Here is a 23,859-nt window from a genome sequence, read left to right as displayed (position 1 = left end):
TAATTTTAGCCGTTAATTACTCTTCAGAGTCAACGTCAGCATCATCTTCAATGTCGTCATCGCTCTTTTCAGAATCTTGAGTATCAGTCACTGATTCAGATTCATTAGTTGGGTCAATTTCTTCCCCTTCTAATTCTTCTATTTCGGCTTCCTCTATCTCGTCAATTCTTTGCAGTGCAACAACATTTTCATCTTCAGACGTTTTGATTAGCGTGACACCTAGTGTATTACGTCCAACCTGATTAACTTCAGAAACACGAGTACGTACCAATGTGCCAGCGTCGGTGATCATCATAAACTCATCACCATCTACAACCTGCACAGCACCGATAACTTGTCCGTTACGCTCAGAAACCTTAATCGAAACCACGCCTTGTGTAGCACGACCTTTCGTTGGGTATTCTTCTAATGAAGTTTGTTTACCGTAACCATTTTGTGTCACCGTTAATATATTACCTTCGTTGGCAGGAACAATTAACGAAACAACTTGATCACCATTAACCAGCTTCATACCGCGAACACCAGCCGCTGTACGACCCATTCCTCGAACAAGTTCTTCTTTAAAGCGAACCACTTTACCCGTTTTAGAGAACAGCATGATATCGCTATTACCATCGGTAATATCAACACCAATAAGAGAATCATCATCTCTCAGGTTCACAGCGATAAGACCGTTTGAACGTACATTAGCAAAACTTGCTAATGATGTTTTCTTCACCGTACCATCACCAGTCGCCATAAAGATAAATTTATCTTCAGAGTATTCCGTTACTGGTAAAATAGCCGTGATTCTTTCGTTTTCTTCTAGAGGCAGAATATTAACGATAGGTTTACCACGTGCATTTCGACTTGCTTGAGGAAGTTGGAATACTTTCAAGCGATACGCCTTGCCTCTCGTAGAGAAACAGAGAATGTTGTCGTGAGTATTGGCAACTAATAGACGCTCGATATAATCTTCGTCTTTCATCTTAGTCGCGCTCTTACCCTTACCACCTCGACGCTGTGCTTCGTAGTCATTCAGGATTTGATACTTAACGTAACCTGCATGAGACAAAGTAACTACAACATCTTCTTGTGCAATGAGTTCTTCCATATCCATATCATGGACAGCGGCAATAATTTCCGTACGACGCTCATCACCAAAATTGTCACGGACAATTTCTAGCTCTTCACGAATCACTTCCATCAAGCGATCAGTACTAGAAAGAATAAGCATTAACTCGGCAATTTCTTCAAGAAGTGCTTTATACTCTTCAAGAATTTTCTCGTGCTCTAAACCAGTCAATCTGTGTAAACGAAGCTCTAGAATAGCTTGAGCTTGTTGTTCTGTTAGATAGTATTGGCCATCACGAATACCAAACTGGTCTTCTAGCCACTCTGGACGAGCAGCATCAGTACCAGCTCGTTCAAGCATCCCCGCAACATTACCAAGGTCCCAACCGCGAGCAACTAAGCCAGCTTTCGCTTCTGCAGGCGTCGATGCGTTACGAATCAATTCGATGATTTCGTCGATATTCGCCAGTGCTAACGCAAGACTTTCTAAGATATGTGCACGATCACGCGCTTTACGAAGTTCGAAGATAGTACGGCGTGTAACAACCTCACGACGGTGATCAACAAAACACTTCAACATTTCTTTAAGGTTGAATAGTTTAGGTTGGCCGTTATCTAGCGCGACCATGTTGATACCGAACGTAGTTTGAAGCTGTGTCAATGAGTAGAGGTTATTTAAAACCACTTCCGCAACCGCATCACGCTTACATTCGATAACAATACGCATGCCGTCTTTATCAGACTCATCACGTAGGGCACTGATACCTTCTACCTTTTTATCTTTAACAAGCTCGGCAATCTTTTCGATTACGCGCGCCTTATTAACCTGATAAGGTATTTCAGTAACAATGATTGTTTCTTTACCGTTCTTTTCAGATTCGATATGCGCTTTTGAACGCATGTAAACTTTACCGCGTCCGGTATTATAAGCTTCGACTATCCCTTTACGCCCACTGATTAAAGCAGCCGTTGGAAAGTCAGGACCTGGAATAAAGTCCATAAGCTCTTCGATAGTGATTTCTTCATTATCGATAAACGCTAGGCAACCAGCAATAACCTCATTCAAGTTATGAGGAGGGATATTTGTCGCCATACCAACCGCAATACCAGACGAACCATTAACCAACAATGTTGGTACCTTCGTTGGTAAAACCGCTGGAATAAATTCTGTTCCGTCGTAGTTAGGGACGTAATCTACTGTTTCTTTATCAAGGTCAGCAAGAAGTTCATGAGCGATCTTCGACATACGGACTTCCGTATAACGCATCGCTGCTGCTGAGTCCCCATCAATAGAACCAAAGTTACCCTGGCCATCGACCAGCATGTAACGTAAAGAAAACGGTTGTGCCATACGAACTATCGTGTCGTATACAGCACTATCACCGTGAGGGTGATATTTACCGATTACATCACCCACAACACGGGCAGATTTTTTATATGCTTTGTTCCAATCATTACCAAGCACATTCATCGCGAATAAAACGCGGCGGTGTACTGGTTTTAGGCCATCACGCACATCAGGAAGAGCACGACCAACGATGACAGACATCGCGTAGTCTAAGTAAGAACTTCTCAGCTCATCTTCAATGTTTATGGGCGTGATCTCTTTAGCTAGATCGCTCATAGAGCCATTTTCCCTCTATATTTTGATCGTATATTCGATACGTACAAGGTCGCAAAATATAACACAAAACTTATCGTATCCGCACCACTTTCCATCACCTTTTATGATGTTGTGGCATCAAAAAGTTGCAAATCCCATGAAAGACGCGTTTCTGTGTGCTAATTTATTGAATAGTGATGATTTTGTGAGCAGAAAAATACGCTATTCGCGTTTGTTGTCGAGAAAATAAGACGTATGTAAAGCTCGTAGCAAGAAATAGACAACAAGGAGATGACATTGTCTATTTCTTGCTAAAAGACGTAACAGAGCCGTGCTGGTTATTTCTCTATACGGTTTTATATTGGTGTTATGCGTTTACCTTCTCCCGCCTAACTTATTTTATTGCTCTGACTTCAGAGTTAATAGTTTTATTGTGATGAAACCAACAAGCCACCTACCGTTTGTATCGGTTGAAAGCTATCTCGTTTCGTTAACCATACCGCCATTGCGTCCGCTTTTTCTGGCCACGCTGATAACTCAAAGCGCCAGTTCTGCTCTGCTAGTAATTGTTGTTTATCTAAAACAACAAAATCGTGCTTCAATTTTTTACCTCTATTTTCGCCTGCTTTAATTTCTGTGCTCTCATCCATGGCGAGCAAGACAAGGTGCGCGATATATTCACCTTTTGCGCTATACGAAAGAACAAATTGATTCCCTGAACGCCTAACCATGAGTTTTCCGGCCACAGAAGCCGAATTAAAAGGCAATTGGTCTCTCGAAAAATAACCTCTCCATTCTTTGCCATCAACAAAGAAACCCGGTGTATAAACTGAAGATGAAGCACCATAGCTTTTATACAGGCGTTGGCGTTGAGTAAAAGAAGGATGTGAGAATTCATCTTTCCAGCCAAGGTAGTTTCAATAATCCACATGAAAAGCGAGCGGAATAAACTCAGTCCATAAACCAGAATGTTGTTGGAACTGACTCAAATACTTATCAGCAGGCGGACAACTAGAACATCCTTCAGATGTAAACAGCTCTATTAATTGCGCAGGTTGCCCTTCATGTGACCAAATCTGATCGCTAGCAAATGTTAGCGATGAATGAGAACCAGATGTGATTAATAACATAACAGTAAAAAAGGTGCTCTTGTTCATACTCGACTCCTTATTTTAAGCCTAATAATGAGACCTCTTCTGGCAGAGATAAATTTCATACTGGTTAAAACACTCTATCTTCTTATCTCATCAAAAACCTGCATTAGCGAACCGCTTTATTGAGGCCGTTCCTTTCAAGTCGCTGCAATATCTGTTTATAATCCATTATGAATACCGTCAATGAAGAATTAGCAATGTCACCAACAGTGAACGTCGATCCAGAAGAGATCAAAAAATTTGAAGATATGGCATCAAGATGGTGGGACCTTGATGGGGAATTTAAACCGTTACATCAAATCAATCCGCTACGGTTAAACTTTGTATTAGATAAGGCCAATGGTTTATTTGATAAAAAGGTATTAGACGTTGGCTGTGGGGGCGGAATCTTATCTGAAAGCATGGCTAAGCAGGGCGCACAGGTGACAGGTTTAGATATGGGCAAGGAGCCATTGGAGGTCGCGAGGTTGCATGCATTGGAGACAAAAACCAGCCTAACCTACATACAAAGCACAATAGAGGAACACGCAGAACAAAATCCAGATAGCTATGATGTCATCACTTGCATGGAGATGTTGGAGCACGTGCCTGATCCACTTTCTATTATCCGTGCGTGTGAAAAACTAATTAGGCCAGGTGGCCATGTATTCTTTTCAACACTGAACCGAAATTTCAAGTCTTACCTGTTTGCCATCGTAGGTGCAGAGAAGATTTTAAAGATTGTTCCTCAAGGTACGCATCACCATGATAAATTCATCAAACCTTCAGAGTTGCTAACGATGGTAGACAAAACCAACCTGTTAGAATTAGGGATTACAGGGCTACATTACAACCCATTATTTGATTCTTATCGCTTGGGCCCACGAGTCGATGTAAATTATATTGTTCATACTCAACTTCCCGCTTAGCGTCTACTAATTTGACGACAAATTAGACGGGTTTTGCATAATAATTAGATCAAGATCTTTAAATGTAAAACTCGTCAAAGATCAAGGAAAATATTTTTATTTTCTTTTCAAAACAGTATTCAATTAGCTTCCTTTTTATTGCTACTAATCCTCGTCTTATTTGCTCAGTAAGTGCCTACTAACTGATTGCCGACATTTTCCAAGTTATCCACAAACTAACCCACAACCTGAATCTTGAAAATTTCTTAAAAACGCACTATCTTGTAAGTCGCTCCACACAACACCCCTACATGTAGTGTTTTTCCATTTTTCATTTAGGGGGTATTGATCACACAAGCCCCTATTGCTTTTACAAAAATTACAAAAAAAGGGCTTTAGTCAGTCTTATTAGGGATATCGACAATAATGAACCAGCAACTCACCGTTACTAAACGTAATGGCCGTAAAGAAACCATTGATCTAGAAAAGATCCATCGCGTGATCACATGGGCCGCAGAGGGCCTAGACAATGTTTCCGTCTCTCAAGTTGAAATCAAATCTCACATCCAGTTCTATGATGGCATTACCACTAGTGATATTCACGAAACCATCATAAAGTCGGCTGCTGACCTTATCTCAGAAGAGACGCCAGATTATCAATATCTGGCCGCACGACTTTCTGTCTTTCACTTGCGCAAAAAAGCTTATGGTCAATACGAGCCACCCACTCTTTACAATCAAGTTTCTAAGCTCGTTGGTAACGGTAAATACGACAAACATCTTCTAGAAGATTACTCAGAACAAGAGTTCGTTCAAATGGACGAATTTATTGACCACAAGCGTGATTTGGACTTCTCATACGCCGCGGTAAAACAACTCGAAGGTAAGTATTTTGTGCAAAATCGTGTAACAAAAGAGATATATGAAAGTGCTCAGTTTTTATATATCCTTGTTGCAGCTTGCCTATTCGCTAAGTATCCACGAGATACACGACTCGATTACGTAAAGCGTTTCTACGACGCCGTCTCTACCTTTAAAATTTCTTTACCTACACCAATTATGTCTGGTGTTCGTACGCCAACTCGTCAATTTAGCTCTTGTGTTCTTATTGAATGTGACGATAGCCTTAATTCAATCAACGCGACGTCAAGCTCAATAGTACGTTACGTGTCTCAGCGTGCTGGTATTGGTATTAACGCTGGTAGAATTCGAGCCTTAGGTTCGGAGATTCGTGGTGGAGAAGCCTTCCACACGGGTTGTATTCCATTCTACAAATATTTCCAAACTGCCGTGAAATGTTGTTCTCAAGGTGGCGTCCGTGGTGGCGCTGCAACAGTGTTCTATCCAATATGGCACGGCGAAGTACAGTCTTTATTAGTTCTGAAGAACAACCGGGGTGTGGAAGAAAATCGTGTTCGCCATATGGATTACGGTGTACAAATCAATAAAACAATGTATTCGCGCTTGGTTAAAGGCGCCAACATTAGCTTATTTTCCCCTTCAGATGTTCCCGGTTTATACGACGCGTTCTTCGAAGACCAAGACAAGTTTGAACAACTCTATGTTCAATACGAAGCGGACATGAACATTAAGCGCGAGACAGTAAAGGCACTTGATCTGTTCTCATTGCTCATGCAGGAAAGAGCATCAACGGGTCGTATCTACGTTCAAAACGTCGATCACTGTAATACTCACAGTCCTTTTGATCCAAATGTTGCGCCTATACGCCAGTCAAACCTATGTCTTGAGATTGCGCTGCCAACCAAACCACTTAACAATGTTGAAGACGACAGCGGCGAGATAGCACTCTGTACCTTGTCTGCATTTAACTTGGGCGCCATCAAGTCATTAGACGACTTCGAAGAGTTGTCCGAGCTTGTAGTGAGGGCGTTAGACGCTCTGCTCGACTATCAAGACTATCCGCTGCCAGCAGCATACAAATCGACTATGAATCGTCGTACCTTAGGGGTAGGCGTGATTAACTACGCTTACTACCTTGCAAAAAATGGTGTGCGTTATTCCGACGGCAGTGCGAACAGCCTAACCCACAAAACCTTTGAAGCTATTCAATACTACCTATTAAAAGCATCGGTTAAGTTGGCGAAAGAACAAGGACCTTGTCCTTCTTTTAACGAGACACGTTATTCGCAAGGCATTCTCCCAATTGATACCTATAAAAAAGATATCGATCAGATCTGTGATGAAGCCCTTCATTACGACTGGGAAACGCTACGAGAAGAGATAAAAACTCACGGCCTACGTAACTCAACGTTGACGGCATTGATGCCATCTGAGACTTCTTCGCAAATCTCAAACGCAACCAACGGTATAGAACCACCACGTGGTTACGTTTCAGTTAAAGCGTCGAAGGATGGTATTCTTAAGCAAGTTGTACCTGAGTATCAAGCGCTCAAAAACAACTACGAACTGTTGTGGACTATCCCTCAAAATGACGGATACCTTCATCTAGTTGGTATCATGCAAAAATTTGTTGACCAAGCAATTTCTGCCAACACGAACTACGATCCGGCAGCACATTCCAACGGCAAAGTACCGATGAAACTTCTGCTTAAAGATCTACTCACCGCCTATAAATTCGGTGTGAAAACGCTGTATTATCACAACACCCGAGACGGTGCGAGTGACGACCAAGGTAAAGATGTAATCGTAAAAGAAGATGAAGATTGCGAAGGCGGCGGTTGCAAGATTTAACGCTATTACCTTATTAAAGTCTCAATTAAGATGTCTCGATTCACAAGTCAGTGTCTCGAGACTAAATCAGAAAAATACTATGCTCTAAAATCCTAACGAACTAGAGCAAGAAGGGAAACAAGCGACCATGGCTTACAGTACTTTTACGCAAATTAAGAATGACCAATTAAAGGAACCTATGTTTCTGGGTCAACCGGTAAATGTTGCACGTTACGATCAACAAAAATTTGAAATTTTCGAAAAGTTGATTGAAAAGCAACTTTCATTTTTCTGGCGTCCTGAAGAAGTTGATGTATCCAGCGATCGTATTGATTACAACAAGTTACCTGAACATGAAAAACACATATTCATCAGTAACCTAAAATATCAGACATTACTTGATTCAATACAAGGTCGTAGCCCTAATGTGGCGTTATTGCCCCTTGTCTCTCTGCCAGAAGTTGAGACGTGGATTGAAACATGGTCATTCTCAGAAACGATTCACTCTCGTTCGTATACGCATATCATTCGCAATATCGTCAATAATCCTAGTGAGGTTTTTGATGACATCGTCGAAAATGAATACATTCAAAATCGTGCCAAAGATATCTCACGCTATTACGACGACCTCATCGTCTTGACCAACGACTACCATCGCTACGGAGAAGGTAAACACACCATCAACGGCGAAACCGTTGTGGTTGATTTACACACGTTAAAGACAAAACTGTACCTTTGTTTGATGTCGGTTAACGCACTAGAAGCGATTCGCTTTTACGTAAGCTTTGCCTGCTCTTTCGCGTTCGCCGAACGTGAATTGATGGAAGGTAATGCCAAGATCATCAAATTAATTGCACGCGATGAAGCTCTGCATCTTACTGGTACTCAGTATATGATTAACCTGCTTCGGAATGGTCAAGATGACTTTGCCTTCGTTCAGATTGCAGAGGAGTGTAAACAAGATTGTTTCGACCTATTTAAAGCGGCAGCAGAGCAGGAAAAAGAGTGGGCGGAATATCTATTTAAAGATGGGTCTATGATTGGTTTAAACAAGGATATTTTGTCACAATACGTGGAATACATTACCAATACCCGTATGCAAGCCGTCGGCCTTGATATTGCGTACCCAGAAGCGACATCTAATCCTATTCCTTGGATCAACGCCTGGTTATCATCTGACAATGTTCAGGTCGCACCGCAAGAAGCTGAAATCAGCTCCTATCTAGTCGGCCAAATCGATAATGAAGTCGATGCGGACGATTTCGGAGATTTTGAACTGTAGTTTGTTACTGAAAAATTGTTCAAATAGGCCTTTAACCTGTTTACGGAAGCGAGTTAAAGGCTCAATGCAAATTTACTATCACCGATAAGTGTCAAAATGTTTAAACTTAATATCAACTCTCTGTCCCCTATCCTGTCCACAACGGAGCAAACTGTTCTAGAAGCGATGGAATCTGCAGGTTTGCAACCCGAGTACCATTGTCGAGATGGGCACTGCGGTGCATGTCGATGTGAATTAATGGAAGGGGAAGTAGAAGAGGTTCGATTCAAGATGGCTTATACGAGTGCTAAAGAAATTTTGCCCTGCATAAGCAAGGCAAAATCGAATCTTGTATTGACCAAGGTAAACTATCAGATAAAGGCTAAATCAGCCTGATCATCTTTAGACTTTCTGTTTGACTCAAGATGATTATCGACAGAAAAACAGAGTTGATTTACCGCCTGGCAAACATCCAATATCGGCCGATGACTTAGAATACTCTCAGCATACGATTGACTAACACTTTTATCTGCAATGTGCCTCCCATCATCGTCAAACAAGGATAGACGATAGCCTTCATTTTTTGACGATCTTTGATCATTTGGAAGATCCACCCAGAGAGAAATGACATCCTTTTGCCGTGTGCTGCACGTCTCGCCTAACAGAATTCTCTGGCCAGAAACTTTATACCAAACTTCGATTTTTGATTGACTCAACATTGCTCAAACCTCCTGCCATCCATGGGGAGTTCGCCTATGTCACAACGAACGGTGTTCATTTCGAACATCATAATTCAGTTTACGACATTTCTAAATTTAAGCTAGATGCATTATTGAGACAAACCCTTGGCTGACAATAACTCATTGTTTTTAAAAAAAATAATACTTATATCTTATTGTTATAAGGTAATGGTGAAAAATTCTTATTTTTCCATAAAACAAAAATATAAACCATCTCCTTTTAAAATCCTGTCCGTTTATCCCAATGTAGACGCCTCGTCATTCCACTTAAAAATTAAAGCAATGCTACAGGGACAAAGAGTTCTCGTAGGCGATGAATAAAACCATAATTGCCGAAGATTGGTTTATTCTCTTCATGTCTGCGAAGCATGTCAAGCAAGATCGCAGCGATCACTTTCGCTTGATCTTGAGGATTATAGTTACGACTCAATTCTACCCATTGGCCCCACTCTCCAGAGGAAGTAGACAGCGAAACAGCGACCTTATTTTCGCTAATTCCCCCAACGGCCAGTCCAATCTCACTTCCTGTTTTTTCACGAATTGAAGCCGCTAAAGCTAACGCAGCGGCAATAGGATCTTGTTCGTGGCTATCAAAAGAATCAATTTTGTTTAGTACCCATGCCTGTTTAAAATAGTCATGCGTTTTCTTGTTAATCTGTAACGAACTAGATAGATAGCCACCGGTTGCAGATTCAGCCACAGAGACTCGTCGTTGAGACTCAGCCAAAAGGTCGCCAATGTTATCCAACATTGTTTCATCAACACTCACCACATTCTCGCCAAGGTGAGCATAGATTATCTTTAATAAGCTCAATCGGACTTCGGGCTGACTTGCAGGCCCAAAGAGTTTCACTTCAATATAGGGAATATAAGAGCGATAACCCAATTCAAACCCCTCAGGTAGCACTATTTTATCCAGATGTGTTGCGATTCCCGATTCACCTAAGCCAAATGTATACATACGGCTTACTTCGAATGGTGACGTATCTGGGTACGTCGTTTTTAAATACGGCAATATTTCACCATCGACCATGTGTTTTAATTCGTTTGGAACTCCTGGCGTAAAGAAAAATCGAGCATCATTGATCATCAAGGTAAAACCACAAGCAGTACCAACCGGATTATCCACAATCTGCGCCTTTTCAGGCAGCATCGCTTGCTTCAGATTGCTGTCGTGCATCTTTCTACCAAGACGCGCAAACATCGCTTGCATGACCTCAACCCATTCAGGGAATAACCTCAACTCTTGTTCCGCAGCAACTGCCACTGCTTCTGCTGTAAGATCGTCGGTCGTGGGGCCAAGCCCCCCATTTACAATAACGATATCGTGATTAAGGCTGAGAGAAATAAGTTCATTAACAAGCGCTTTTTTTTGGTCACCAACGGTGCTTCTTTTAGAAAGGGAAAAGCCCTCTTCATAAAACCGACGCGACAACCAGGCAGCATTGGTGTCAACGATATCACCGTGAAGAACTTCTTCACCGGTGCTAAGCATAGCAATATTGAGCATTGTATTGACCTATTTTATTGTTAAAGCGATGTTATGTGATTACACAGAGTATAAGTTACGTCAGATTATGATGTGATGTCGAGAAATGATTATAAAAGTATGAGAATTCAAAGATTTTCAGCTAACCTAAATTAGGTTGTCTAGTCTGTGGGTCCACTTACTCGGCAACAATAGGTATTATTGTAAACTAGCCTCATGGACAATCTATGTATATGGACATTCATATTTTCAAGGAACGCACATTGAAACCAGAAACCACAATGGAAAGTACAACGTCATCAATGAGCCGTCTATTTGCTGCCTCTACTACGCTTCTTATGGTCTCTAGTGCATACTCAGCTCAGTACGATATCAATCAGCATATCGAATTTTCTTACACTATAGATTGTGACAACCAACTTAGCTACTGTATAGAAAAAGACCCTTTTGTTGCTCATTCGATCTTTTCATTAGATGCCGACGCGGCAAAGTCTTCAACGATAACAGAAAATGAAGAACGACCTCTTTACCTTACTATCAGTCAAGAAAAAGACTGGCAATACCTAAAAGAACAGACATACACCATATTGGGACTAAGTGTGGCTACCGTTGGATTAATGACTCTTTTGCCAGAATCAATCACCAAATGGGATGATGATTCCAAAAGCGTAAGCAACCTTGGCCAAAAATGGAAAGACAATGTAAAGGCTGGCCCTGTCTGGGATAAAGATGAGCATATATTAAACTACATTATGCACCCCTATTTTGGTGGTGTTTACTATACAGCTGCACGCCATTCTGGTTTCGACGAATTTGAATCGTTTATCTATTCTTGGACCATGTCGACATTTTTCTGGGAGTATGGTGTAGAGGCATTTGCAGAAATCCCATCTTGGCAGGATCTGTTTATTACTCCATTTTTCGGCGCTATGGTCGGCGAAATAATGTTTGAAGCCGAACAGGATATCGTTGCTAACGGTGGCGAAGTTATGGGCTCAGAGTCAATGGGTAGCTTTTCTCTTTTTTTCCTAAACCCTGTAGGACATATTCATTATTGGGTGACGGATGCATGGGGTGGCGAAGCAGAATTCAATTTTGTTTCTACACCTTGGTTCGGTAATCAAGATGCCGCCAGTTTCGCAATGGACGCTGGAGCTTCGTACGACTATCAGTTTGTTGGCGCAGAATTAAAAATAAAGTTTTAATTACAAAACATGATATTCCTCCGAATTCAAACTTGAAATATAGACCCCAGTCAAGCTTTCTCACCAGATTAGGCCTACACTAAATATAACATTTCAATTCATATAGTTAGGTCTGCGTCATACATGGAGGGTTTTCTATGAATAAAACGTTTATTGTCAATTTCGTTGGTAAAGCGACACCGTCTACTATTAAATCGTTTGCGGCCGCCACTCATGAACACGGGGGAAAATGGCTAATCAGTAAAGTTAATTTTATAGAAGACCAAGTTGCTGCGGTCATTAAAATTGACTTGCCGGTAGAAAATGAAGACAAAGTTAAAGACGCCATTAGGAAAGATCCTAATTTACTCGTGAAATTTACCGACAGTGATACCGCATCACACAATGTAGAGGAGATCTTCCAACTGCGGTTAGATTCTAACGATAGAGCTGGCATTGTAAATGAGATTACCAATGTACTCGACGGGCAAGGTATCAACATCCTAGATATGGACTGCCAACGCGTCTTTATTGCTGGTGGAGGCGGCGTAAGCTCTAGTTTATTTACCGCAAACTTGTCTATTCGCTTACCAAAAGAGATGGCCATTGAGGATGTGACTCATGAGCTTGAATCTTTGAGCGAGGATACAAGAGTTATTCTTAGTACGTGATTATCTGATTCCACATCTGAATAAATGACGATAAAAAAACACCCTCTTTTAGGGTGTTTTTTTGGTTTAAATGACGCCGTTCTTATCATCTTCCACAAAGTGTGCATCTAAATACTAGTTAATCTTCCATTGTGAAAGAGAACGCTTGAAATCGGCATAATTGAACTCATTCAATTTATCAATTTCACCATTTGAGCGCTGGCAGTAAATTGATGGCATTTTTAGTCCATTAAACCAATTTAGCTTTACCATGGTATAGCCAGCACTGTCCATAATACGTAACCTTTGACCTATTTTTAACGGCTGCGAAAATGTAGATTCACAGAATTGGTCACCAGCAAGGCATGAACAAGAACCGATAATGTATTTATGCTGTCCATTTTTATCTGCTTCGAATATCGACGCAGGCTCATCATAAATCAACGTATCGAGTCTATGCGCTTCTGCTGCGGAGTCGACAATAGCCGTCTGCTTTTCATTCTCAATAATATCCACTACTGATACCACCAAATCTGTCGTTTTGGTAATAATGGCTTCGCCCGGTTCCAGATAAAGCTGAACCGCATGCTTGTCTGAAAATTGTTTCAGAGCTTTGGCCAATTTGTCGATGTCATAACCCGGCCATGTAAAGAAGATGCCGCCACCCAAACTCACCCACGCCAGTTTATCGAGATAGTGACCAAATCGAGAAGATATTACATCCAACAATGTAATAAAAGCATCAACGTTTTTGTTTTCGCAGTTCATATGGAACATTGCCCCATCAAGACAATCGAAAACCTCTTCGGTTAATTGATCGATCTGAACCCCTAAACGGGAAAAACGCCGTGAAGGGTTTGCCAAATCTTGTCCTGCATAGCTCACGCCGGGGTTTAGTCTAAGCCCTATTGACACTTTACCTTCTGCTATATGACGATAAGCCGCTAACTGGGATTGAGAGTTAAATATTAATTTGTCGCATATCGGCACCACTTCTTTCATATCTTCTTCGCTATAACCAACACTATAGGCGTGGGTTTCACCACCGAAGGTCTCGTAACCAAGCTTTACCTCATAAGGTCCACTGCTCGTCGTCCCATCGAGATAAGGCTTGATTAGGTCAAACACCCCCCACGTAGAGAAACACTTGAGTGCCAAGACCAGTTTTACGCCAGACTGCTCTTTTAAATAACGAGCTTTCTCTAGGTTCTCTATCAACGCTTCTTCATTGATCATGAAATACGGTGTCGGAAGTTGTTCTGTCTTCATTCGTTCCAGCTTTAGTCAATATTTTCAGTAAGTGGGTGTTGCATCTTTGTTCCATCAGATTTAAAGCACGAAAACTCTATAAATCCAATTCGCTTTAAGATTCTCTGCCCTTATTTTAGAATCTGGATATTAGGTTGCTCGACCTCAAGTTCCTGTACATGCCAATCTAATCCAAGTTCTGGCATGGTTTCTAAGAATGGGTCTGGATCGAGTTGCTCCATATTAAATACACCCGCTTCGGCCCAATGACCACGAAAATATTGCAATGCAGCCGTAATGGCTGGTACACCCGTCGTATATGAGATGGCCTGATGCTCTACATCTTCATACGCTACTTCATGGTCAGCATTGTTATAGATAAACACGCTACGTGGCTTGCCATCCTTATTACCTTGCACCCAGGTGCCTATGCAGGTTTTACCTGTATACCCAGGAGCTAAAGAGGTTGGGTCTGGTAATATTGCTTTCAATACCTTAAGCGGCTCAACAACCGTTCCATCTTGCAGCGTGACAGGGTCCGGGCTCAGTAGGCCAATATCTCGCATGCAGTTGAAGTAATTTAAATAGGCGTCACCAAAACCCATCCAGAATTCTATTCGTTTTGCCGGGATAAACTCCTGCATAGAACGAACTTCATCGTGAGCCATTGAATACACTTTATGTTTTCCTACTAACGGAAATTCAAACTCAAACATACGCGTGTGACAAGGTACCTGCTTCCAATTACCTTCTTCCCAATAAAATGAGTCGCCTTGAATCTCTAACATATTGGTTTCTGGATCAAAGTTAGTTGCAAACTTTTTGCCATGATCGCCATCGTTCACGTCCATAACATCGATGGTATCGATATCATCAAATAGATGCTTAACTGCGTAGGCTGCAAAGACACTGACTACTCCTGGATCAAAGCCCGCACCCAATATACCAGTGATACCAGCTTGTTTGAATTTGTCTCTGAACGCCCATTGCCCGTCATAGGCTTGAGGAACTTGTTGGCCTTCAGAACAGAGATCGACAGCAACGGAGGTGTCTAGGTAAGAGACCTTAGTTTGTAGGCAAGCTTCCATAATGGCGATATTTATCCATGGAGGACCCGCGTTAATCACCAGCGTTGGCTTAACTTCCTTGATTAGCGCAACAAGAGCGTCTACATCGTCAGCATCGACCGCTTTGGATTCTAGTTTTCTCGTCACATCCTTTAGATTATTTTTACCCTTGATAGAGTCAATAATTTTGTCGCATTTTGCGATGGTTCTCGATGCTAAGGTAATATCACCTAACACGTCATTATTTTGCGCCGCTTTGTGTGCAATTACCCAACCCACGCCACCCGCACCAATTTGTAATATAGACATATTGTTTCCTTCTTTATACCAGTGAACTGGTATCAATCAGCTCTTGAGCTAATTGGTTAATTTGATTTAGTAATTTGTCGAAATCTGACATCGACAAACACGGATTCAGTATTGTGAACTTCAGGGCAGATTGACCGTCAATGGTCGTCTCACCTAATACGGCAACGCCTCTTGTTAATGCTTCGATACGTACCTTTTGATTCAATGCATCTAGGTTCTCCACCCCATGATGATTCAGCCTGAATAGCACGGTAGATAAAGACGGCGTTGCCAGTAATTGCAGGTTTGTTGTTTGCGCCACTTTATCGGCCACTTGTTGCGTCTGGACTAATAGATGATCGACCATCTGACCCAAGGTTTTCGCACCAACGCTCTGCATGGAAACAAACACTTTTAACGCGTCAAAACGCTTGGTGGTTGCAATGGTTTTATCCACCAAATTTGGCAGTTCATCGTGTTCACGATTCAGATAATCGGCGTGATGAAGTAGGTACTTAAAGTGGCGACGGTCCTTTAATAAAATTGCACCACAACTAATGGTTTGGTAAAAAAGCTTATGGAAATCCACACTGACTGAGTCCGCTTTTTCTATACCATTCAGCCTTTCTTTATGACCACTTAAAATCAGAGCACCACCATAGGCACCATCGACATGAAGCCAAAGCGATTCGGTTTGGGCGATGGAAGAAATGGCGTCGATATCATCAATCGCACCGTGATCCGTAGTACCCGCGGTTGCGACAACAGCGAAAGGAATCAAATCAGCTTGCTTTGATTCCTTAATTGCAATTTGCAATGCGGCAATATCTAACTCACCCGCACTATTGGTATCGACAGCAATAACCGCTTGCTCACCCAATCCCATCATTGAAGCCGATTTTTGAACAGTAAAGTGCGTATTCTTAGAACAGATGATTCGTAACTTATTCCAGTAATCTGGCAGACCCATCTTCTGAATTGAGTGATTGCTTATCTTTTCTGCAATCCAATCGCGCGCAAGTAGCAACCCCATCTGGTTAGATTGAGTTCCACCACTGGTGAATACACCATCAGATTCGTGACCGAGTCGGTAGATACCACACAACCAATCAACGACTTTTTGCTCAACAAATGTGGCTGCAGAAGCCTGATCCCACGAATCCATCGACTGATTTAACGCCGCGATAATCGACTCCGCTGCGATAGATGAGATCAATGGGGGAGTATGCAAATGAGCGATACAATTAGGGTGCTGAACCAAGATTGAGTTCTTACCAATCAATTCAACGGATTTCCTTACAATATCCGATAGATCCGCTCCACCATTGGTAAGGTCAACTCGATTAATCTGCTCTAATAATAGATCAGGCGAGAGCCCCGAGTACGGTTTGCTCGCGGTCTCGAACATGGTTTTCAGATGTTTATTGGTATTCGCGAGGACGAGGGAAAATTCTTCCGCTCCCTTCGACCCGGTATGAACAAAGTGCTTCTTCCAGCTCACTTGAGACGAATTTAATGACATTAACTCACCTCCTCTTTAGTCAACAGACCACCAGAAGTGATAATTGCCGCTTCTAAAGTCCTTAGGGCAAAATCAATCTGTTCAAATGTGATGATTAGAGGCGGTAGGAAACGAATAACTGAACCATCGCGTCCTCCTTTTTCTACAATCAATCCACGCTCTAAGGACGCCCTTTGAATAGATAACGTCAGCTCGGAATCAGCTTCACGCTCGTCAAACTTATTCTTACTGCCGCTCGGTGTCACTATCTCTATACCGAGCATCAAACCTTTACCACGAACCTCTGCAATACAATCGACACGCGTCTGAATTTCTTCAAGTCCAAGTCGAAAATAATTACCCGCAATATTGGCGTGCTCGACGAGATTATCGCGCTCGATAATCTCCATCGTCTTAGCACCAGATACCATCGCGAGTTGGTTTCCACGGAATGTACCGGTATGTTCACCGGCTTTCCAGGTATCGATTTGCTTATTGAAGACGAGAATAGACATAGGGAGTCCACCACCAATCGCTTTAGACAGACACAGAATATCTGGGGTTATCCCCGATTCTTCAAACGCAAATCGATAACCCGACTTCCCTACCCCACACTGGATCTCGTCTAAAATGAGTAAAATCCCGTGTTCTGTGGTGATACGGCGTAACTCTCTTAACCACTCAACTGGCGCAGGGATAACGCCACCTTCACCTTGTACTGGTTCGACGATAATCGCCGCAGGTTTTTGGATACCAGCTTCATCATCATTAAGTAGCCGCTCGATATAACGAATGCTCTGTTTTGCACCCGCGTCACCTCCTAGACCAAACGGACAGCGTAGGTTGTATGGGAATGGCATAAAGTGAACATCCGACATCAATCCAGTACGTCGTGCTTTTGTACCTAAATTGCCCATCAACCCCATCGTCCCATTCGTCATACCATGGTAAGCACCTCGAAAAGCAAACATGGTATTTCTACCTGTCGTCTGCTTAACCAGCTTAATGGCGGCTTCTACTGCATCCGCACCTGACGGGCCACAAAACTGTATTACTGAGTCCTTCGAAAAGTATTCTGGTAGAAAATTTTTGACCTGTTTAATAAAGTGGTCTTTTACTTCAGTGGTAATATCAAGCGTTTGATAGGGAAGACCGGAATCGAGCTGGTCCTTTAGAGATTGATTGATTTCTGCATGATTGTATCCAAGCGCTAACGTTCCTGCTCCCGCAAGACAATCTAAAAACATTTGTCCGCGTGTGTCTTCAACCAATACGCCATAGGCCCGCTTGATTGCTATAGGCAAACGTCGTGGATAAGAACGAACATCGGATTCGTTCTCTTGTTGATCGATCAGCAGTTGATCTAACGCTAGACTATAAATACCAGAGACCTCTGGTATTTCAATTCCAAATGGGGAGTTAGATTGATACGAATCTAAATTTATAACTGTGCTCATTACCAAATACCTTATGGATCACTACCCACTGCACGACTTTGCGTGCAGCAACAAACTCGGCAAATTAGCCGATAGAAAATATTGTTTACGAGTGGATCAAGGTTCAGTTATTACACTGCAGTTTGGTAGAACTAGGCTGAATTTGAACTGATTTAAATTAGATAACATTGTTGGGTTTCCTTTCTACAGTATCCCGTCTATTAGCTATGGCTAACTAATACCTACCCTACAAAACATCATCAATTTAAGAGGATGTTTCGAGTATCCCCCAGTAAGGTACTACCGAGATTGCGCGCGAGTCTACCCAACTCATGCAAACCAGACAAGCGTTTATTAAGAATAATCACGAGAAATATTAACCTGACTGACAATGCAATATATCAATCAGTTATCATAATAGTGTGAGCTTGATCGAACAAACACACTTTATTACGTATAAACAAGCGGTAAGCTAACATTGCACTCAAGTTTTCAAGATATTTTCCGACCTATAATCATAATATCAATAAACTCTATCTAGAATTGTTGCCAACTAAGAAGACGAAAAAAATTATTATGAAAAATCTATCCTTTAAAGCAAAAGTCCTCGCTTTGCTCATTTCGATAATTTCTATATCGGTGCTAACTTCTTTCTTAAGTGCGAATTACTATATTAGCCAATATATCGCTCAATCTGATACGAAGAATATCCAAACACAACTAGTTTTAGTAAAGGACAAGTTGGTCGGCGATATAGCGAATGATGTGAAATTAGCGAAAAGTTCTAATTTCAGCATTATGGAAATTTCAAGCACCTTGGACGCGACAGGTTTCAAAGACATTATCAAGCTATCTTATGACTTGATGTTTAATAAAGATGGCAGCATTGACGCGCCAGAATTGGTTGAAAAATACAAAAGCCAGATGACGACAGCAGGCACTGAAGCCGTTATTAGTGATATCTACTTTGAGAACAACGTCCCCCACCTTTCCATCCTAGTCCCACGCGGTGGCGAAGGGCGTGACTTATTCATCATCGATCTCACCAGCATTCAAGAGTTACTTTCCTCTTCTTCAGTCAAAGGTAGCTACGTTGAGTTAAAAGATTCTGTTGGTAACATTTTGTTCTCAAACAAGGTGGATGGTGATTTAATTCCTGTAGAAAATATCTTTGATGTGGGTGGCAAGAATTGGACACTCACGGGCTATATAGACAAAGGGTTTATTCAATCCAATACCGACAGCCTAAATGGATCCATTACTATTGCGCTACTCATCGCAGCAGCCATCATTATCCCTTTGAGTATTGTTGCTCTTAATATTGCCTTTAAACCGATTGTTGCGCTCAGAGATGTTATTACAGATTTGGCAAATGGTAGTGGTGACTTGACCCACAGGTTACAAGTTTACACCAAAGACGACCTCGGCAAGATTGCGGATGGTATTAATAAGTTCATTGAAAATCTGCAACGAATGATGATAGATGTTTCCTCTTCAAGTGAAAAGATTAACGATGAAATCGAACTCCTAGAAGGACAAGCTGATTCTAATCAAAATCTACTCAAAGCGCACACTGCAGAAATGGAAATGGCGGTTACTTCGATTAACGAGATGAGTTCAACCGCAGACGCCGTTGCAGAAAGTGCAGCGACAGCAGCCAAACAGACAGAGTCAACCAATAAAGAAGCTGAGCAGTCTAAGGTTATCGTTCAACAAGCCGTCAATAGCGTTACTGCGTTGGTTGATGAAGTTGAACACACGTCTCAAACAATTATATTGATGAATGAAGATACCGCTCAGATTGGTCAGGTATTGAATGTGATTGGTGAAATCGCGGAACAAACTAACCTCTTGGCACTTAACGCAGCCATTGAAGCCGCGCGAGCTGGAGAGCATGGTCGTGGATTTGCTGTCGTCGCTGACGAGGTGCGTGCATTGGCCGCCAGAACTCGACAGAGTACGACCGAAATAAATGAAATGCTTGATAAACTCAGCAGTGGCTCTTCCGCCGTTGTTTCGAGCATGAACTCAACCAAAGAAAGCTGCCAACAAACCGCTGATACAACGTCTCAGGTAATGACCTCTCTCGACCTTATGACCGATTCTGTCGTCGAAATAAACGATCTCGCGGCGCAGATAGCAACGTCTGCTGAAGAACAGAGCTCCGTAACCGAAGAGATAAACCGCAACATGGTTGCGATTCAACAAATGATAGAAACACTAAACAGTAACGGAAGCGAAACCGCAAACAGTACCCATCAACTTACCGATTCAAATCAACAGTTAGTGGGTATAGTGAGCAAGTTTAAGCTTCGTTAATAGTAAGGTGACAGTGTTAGGGTAAATGTATCCATCCTCACGACAGTGAGATTGGGTACATTTATTCAAACTTGAGCAGATTCCATTTATCATCCAACATCAAAGCGTCGTTCGGCTTCATTGGCCTTGCAAAAAGGTAGCCTTGATAAGAGCTCACATTTGCCGACTCAAATATTGTCAGCATTTCTTGCGACTCAATACCTTCAACGGTCACCGCGACGCCTCGCTCCTGATTCATCTCATTTAGAAATTTAAGATAAGAGAAAGGTTCCTCAGATTTGGTCGCTTCAAGTGCAAACTCTCTATCGATCTTTAACTGTTTAAAAGGAAGCCGGAAAAAGCCCGTTAAAGAGCTATGACCCGAACCAAAATCATCCATTGCAAGATTGAAACCAAACGCCTTTAATTGCCTGATTTGACCCATCGCCTGATACTTATCATCCAGCAGCACTGATTCTGTAAGCTCGAGCATGACATTGGACGCATTTACACCACAGCGTAGCGCAATCTCTGATGCTCGCTGAGGGAAGTTCCCATCTAAAAGCTGCAATACCGACACGTTTACATTGATAGTTAGGTTGCTTTTCCATTTAACATTGTAGCTATTTATGAACATGCATGCTTGTTCTAAAACCGCTTCACCCAGCGTTTCTATGAAGCCTTTGCGTTCGGCGACAGGTATAAACTCGTCTGGGTATATCTCGCCTTTCTCCCCATTTTCCCATCTTGCTAATGCCTCAAAACTGATCGGTTGATAGGTTTTCGCACTGACAATGGGTTGCAAACGGATGGAGATATCACCATTTTCTATTACACTTTTTATCTGGCTTTCAATATAGAAGAAACGCTCAACTTTTTTCTGTACCTGTGGATTACAGATAGCCCAATGAGCAGGCTCATGTCTCTGCGCATACTCACAGGTTTGTGCAGCCCAACTAATCACCTCTTCTGCAGATTTACTTTTATCGATACATGGATAAGCACCTACAAAAACCTCCCCCGCAAATAGCTTACCGTCAGCCCTCGACATATTGCGGAAATCAGTGACGAATTGCTGACACATTTTAGCCAAATCTTGTTCCATAATGGCGCTGTGTATCAAAATTGAAAATGTATCGAGAGAGTTTCGGTAGAATTCACAACGCTGCCTCTTAAACGAGTTCATACAAGAGATGACTCGCTCCAGCATTTCCACTATTAACTCTTCACCATATTGATTGATATAGGATTTAATCTTATCCAAATGGATATGAACCAATATATAATTATGGGGTAATTCTGAGATATCCTGCTTTAACTTATCGTTATTAGGTAGGCCTGATATTTTGTCAAAATAAGCCAGTTGACGTATATAGGATTCTAATAATTTTTGTTCAGAAATATCTCTATGATTCCCCACCATATAGCTACCCGAATCATCCTGCTTCATCACACCTGTTGCTTCAATCCAGCAGTAACTGCCGTCTTTTTTACGAACTCGATATTGGCTTTTAACCCGTTCATTGGACGACTCATCTTCAACATGATGGTCTACACGACTGGAGAATTGTTTTTTATCCATAGGGTGGATCAACGCAAGCCAGTCATCTAGATGAGTATCATCTAGATTAAGCTCAAATTGCTGGTAAAAGGTGTGATTATAAAAAGAGACGTTTCCATCTGTGGCCATAATCCAAAGACCTTCAACAGCAGAGTCAAACATGCTGATGAAGCGGCTATTTTCGTGGTGCGGCATTTTAAATTATTAACCCAATTCTGATTAGAGAATTTATACAACTCTAAACAATATTACTAAATTCATATTTAACGATTGTGGCATGTTAACAGTTTTAACAATAAACATAAGACTCAATATCTGATAACGGATAATTTTAACCGATAACCCGATCTGTTTTCGCAAAACTAAGACTTATGACCAAAGGTAATCGATTGCCACTATGTTCGATTAACACTAATATCCGAAATGTAACCGTTCTTTGTAGAATGCAGGCTATCTTTGATCATACTCGCCGCTTCATCAGCCGACATAAATGAAGATGTATCGAGTTCTTTTCCACTTGTTTGCCAAAATTCCGTCGCCATTCCTCCTGGATAAACACCAATCAATTTCATCTTTTTACCTTTTAGTTCCAGTCGAACGGATTCTACCAAACCTTTCACGCCCCATTTCACCGCACAGTAGGTTGACTCCCCCGCTTTCGCGGCTTGCGCAGCAGTAGACATAACAATAACGACTCGAACGCTCTCGTCTTTGTAACGCTTTACCAATTCCTGAAGCAGATGAATGGTAGTTAATAAATTATTGTCTATTAAATGGCGTATTTGATTGGGTTCTTGATGTTCAATTGCCCCAAAATACCCACTACCTGCGCAATGAATAACCATATTAGGCCGTTGAATAGAATCAAACAACGATGAGACTTGGGCTGCATCAGCGAGATCCACAGATAGGGCTTTTACGTTGGAAGGTAGACCTTGACAAACATTGGCGAGCTTTGCCTTGTCTCGGCCAATGATAGTCAACGATTCTTCTTCAACACTATGCAACTTCGCCAGAGCCGCCCCTAACCCACTACTCGCACCGGTTATTAAAATCATAAATTCTCCGTTAAATTGTTTATATCGACTCATTGAGGTGAATATAAACAAAACTTAATATTATTGTAAACGTTTCCATATTTTCATTATATACTATGCAGTAACGAGTAATATTTGAACACTATTTTTTAGGTATCAGGAGTATTTTATGTCGACTAATTTTTCAGACTCAGAGATGGCAAGGGCCCTTGTTGCCGCCTATGGTGGCAAACAAAACATCGTTAAGTTAGACGCCTGCCTTACGAGGTTACGCATTACCGTTAAAGCGTTCTCTGCAGTCGATCAAGCAAAACTCAAAGAACTCGGAGCAATGGGAGTAGTAACGGTTGGTCGAGTAGCACAAGCTATCTTTGGTAAGAATGCTGACAAGTATAAAGTTGATATGCAAACATGGATTGACACGCATCCAGAAGAAGGTATTTCTAGTGAACTTGTTACGGCATTCGGAGGCAAAGAAAACATAACTGATATCGATGCCTGCTTAACACGCCTAAGAGTTTCAGTGAATACGCTCTCTGCTGTTGATCAGAAAAAACTTAAAGACTTAGGCGCTAAAGGCGTCGTTGTACTGGATAAAAATGTACAGGCTATCTTTGGTAAAGCATCAGACGAACTAAGACAAGGCATGCTAGCCTGGTTAAGTAAATAACGGCCTTCGCTTATCATTAGTGACTAAGCTCATATTCAACA

General features: G+C 41.7%; 15 protein-coding genes and 2 pseudogenes. 8 read left to right on the top strand and 9 right to left on the bottom strand.

The window, feature by feature from the left end:
* Positions 1–16: 16 nt before the first annotated feature.
* On the bottom strand, positions 17–2,677 hold the full coding sequence (gene gyrA, locus IUZ65_RS06940; RefSeq protein ID WP_195703044.1) for a DNA topoisomerase (ATP-hydrolyzing) subunit A: 2,661 nt from the start codon (positions 2,675–2,677) through the stop codon (positions 17–19).
* A gap of 407 nt (positions 2,678–3,084) precedes the next feature.
* Positions 3,085–3,786: pseudogene (locus tag IUZ65_RS06935) on the bottom strand (DUF1223 domain-containing protein).
* 221 nt (positions 3,787–4,007) lie between these two features.
* Here IUZ65_RS06935 and ubiG point away from each other — a divergent pair.
* The 4 genes from ubiG to IUZ65_RS06915 all read left to right on the top strand — a co-directional run bounded on the left by ubiG (position 4,008) and on the right by IUZ65_RS06915 (position 9,045).
* Positions 4,008–4,718 carry a bifunctional 2-polyprenyl-6-hydroxyphenol methylase/3-demethylubiquinol 3-O-methyltransferase UbiG gene (ubiG, locus tag IUZ65_RS06930; protein ID WP_443083734.1) on the top strand — a complete coding sequence of 237 codons (711 nt, stop codon included), beginning with the start codon at positions 4,008–4,010 and terminating at the stop codon, positions 4,716–4,718.
* A gap of 405 nt (positions 4,719–5,123) precedes the next feature.
* Entirely contained in the window at positions 5,124–7,409 is a 2,286-nt protein-coding gene (nrdA, locus tag IUZ65_RS06925; RefSeq protein ID WP_195703042.1) for a class 1a ribonucleoside-diphosphate reductase subunit alpha, read from the top strand.
* Positions 7,410–7,536: 127 nt separating this feature from the next.
* A complete protein-coding gene (nrdB, locus tag IUZ65_RS06920; RefSeq protein ID WP_195703041.1) occupies positions 7,537–8,670 on the top strand; it encodes a class Ia ribonucleoside-diphosphate reductase subunit beta in 1,134 nt (377 codons plus the stop codon).
* Between the two features lie 96 nt (positions 8,671–8,766).
* Positions 8,767–9,045: a 2Fe-2S iron-sulfur cluster-binding protein gene (locus IUZ65_RS06915; RefSeq protein WP_195703040.1), complete on the top strand. Its 279-nt coding sequence runs from the start codon at positions 8,767–8,769 to the stop codon at positions 9,043–9,045.
* On the opposite strand, the gene IUZ65_RS06910 is transcribed toward IUZ65_RS06915, so the two are convergent.
* A complete protein-coding gene (locus tag IUZ65_RS06910) occupies positions 9,021–9,368 on the bottom strand; it encodes a hypothetical protein (protein ID WP_331275672.1) in 348 nt (115 codons plus the stop codon). The genes IUZ65_RS06915 and IUZ65_RS06910 overlap by 25 nt on opposite strands.
* A 295-nt stretch (positions 9,369–9,663) precedes the next feature.
* Positions 9,664–10,899 (bottom strand): CinA family nicotinamide mononucleotide deamidase-related protein, encoded by a 1,236-nt coding sequence (locus IUZ65_RS06905; protein WP_195703039.1) that lies wholly within the window; start codon positions 10,897–10,899, stop codon positions 9,664–9,666.
* 281 nt (positions 10,900–11,180) lie between these two features.
* On the opposite strand from IUZ65_RS06905, the gene IUZ65_RS06900 reads away from it, so the two are divergent.
* Positions 11,181–12,083, top strand: coding sequence for a DUF3943 domain-containing protein (locus tag IUZ65_RS06900; protein WP_195705026.1), 903 nt, complete (start codon positions 11,181–11,183; stop codon positions 12,081–12,083).
* 137 nt (positions 12,084–12,220) lie between these two features.
* Positions 12,221–12,733, top strand: a complete 513-nt coding sequence (locus tag IUZ65_RS06895; RefSeq protein WP_195703038.1) for a glycine cleavage system protein R — start codon at positions 12,221–12,223, stop codon at positions 12,731–12,733.
* A gap of 114 nt (positions 12,734–12,847) precedes the next feature.
* Here the strand turns inward: IUZ65_RS06895 and nspC are convergent, their stop codons facing one another.
* The 3 genes and pseudogenes from nspC to IUZ65_RS06880 form a co-directional block, all read right to left on the bottom strand.
* Entirely contained in the window at positions 12,848–13,981 is a 1,134-nt protein-coding gene (nspC, locus tag IUZ65_RS06890; RefSeq protein ID WP_195703037.1) for a carboxynorspermidine decarboxylase, read from the bottom strand.
* Positions 13,982–14,091: 110 nt separating this feature from the next.
* Complete coding sequence (locus IUZ65_RS06885) at positions 14,092–15,336, bottom strand: carboxynorspermidine synthase (RefSeq protein ID WP_195703036.1); 1,245 nt, start codon at positions 15,334–15,336, stop codon at positions 14,092–14,094.
* Between the two features lie 13 nt (positions 15,337–15,349).
* Positions 15,350–18,273, bottom strand: a pseudogene (locus tag IUZ65_RS06880) (pyridoxal phosphate-dependent class III aminotransferase).
* Positions 18,274–18,828: 555 nt separating this feature from the next.
* Between IUZ65_RS06880 and IUZ65_RS06875 the strand changes: the two are divergent.
* Complete coding sequence (locus tag IUZ65_RS06875; RefSeq protein ID WP_195703035.1) at positions 18,829–20,571, top strand: methyl-accepting chemotaxis protein; 1,743 nt, start codon at positions 18,829–18,831, stop codon at positions 20,569–20,571.
* A gap of 61 nt (positions 20,572–20,632) precedes the next feature.
* Here the strand turns inward: IUZ65_RS06875 and IUZ65_RS06870 are convergent, their stop codons facing one another.
* Together IUZ65_RS06870 and IUZ65_RS06865 are read right to left on the bottom strand one after the other, a co-directional pair.
* Positions 20,633–22,306 (bottom strand): EAL domain-containing protein, encoded by a 1,674-nt coding sequence (locus IUZ65_RS06870; protein ID WP_195703034.1) that lies wholly within the window; start codon positions 22,304–22,306, stop codon positions 20,633–20,635.
* A 200-nt stretch (positions 22,307–22,506) separates the two neighbouring features.
* On the bottom strand, positions 22,507–23,169 hold the full coding sequence (locus tag IUZ65_RS06865) for an SDR family NAD(P)-dependent oxidoreductase (RefSeq protein WP_195703033.1): 663 nt from the start codon (positions 23,167–23,169) through the stop codon (positions 22,507–22,509).
* A 148-nt stretch (positions 23,170–23,317) separates the two neighbouring features.
* Here IUZ65_RS06865 and IUZ65_RS23485 point away from each other — a divergent pair, with 148 nt between their 5' ends.
* A complete protein-coding gene (locus tag IUZ65_RS23485; RefSeq protein ID WP_443083727.1) occupies positions 23,318–23,818 on the top strand; it encodes a glucose PTS transporter subunit EIIB in 501 nt (166 codons plus the stop codon).
* Positions 23,819–23,859 lie beyond the last annotated feature (41 nt).

Origin of the sequence: Vibrio sp. VB16, from assembly GCF_015594925.2 — a bacterium.
In the GTDB taxonomy this organism is placed as follows: Bacteria; Pseudomonadota; Gammaproteobacteria; order Enterobacterales; family Vibrionaceae; genus Vibrio.
This window is presented reverse-complemented; position numbering and strand designations above follow the sequence as displayed.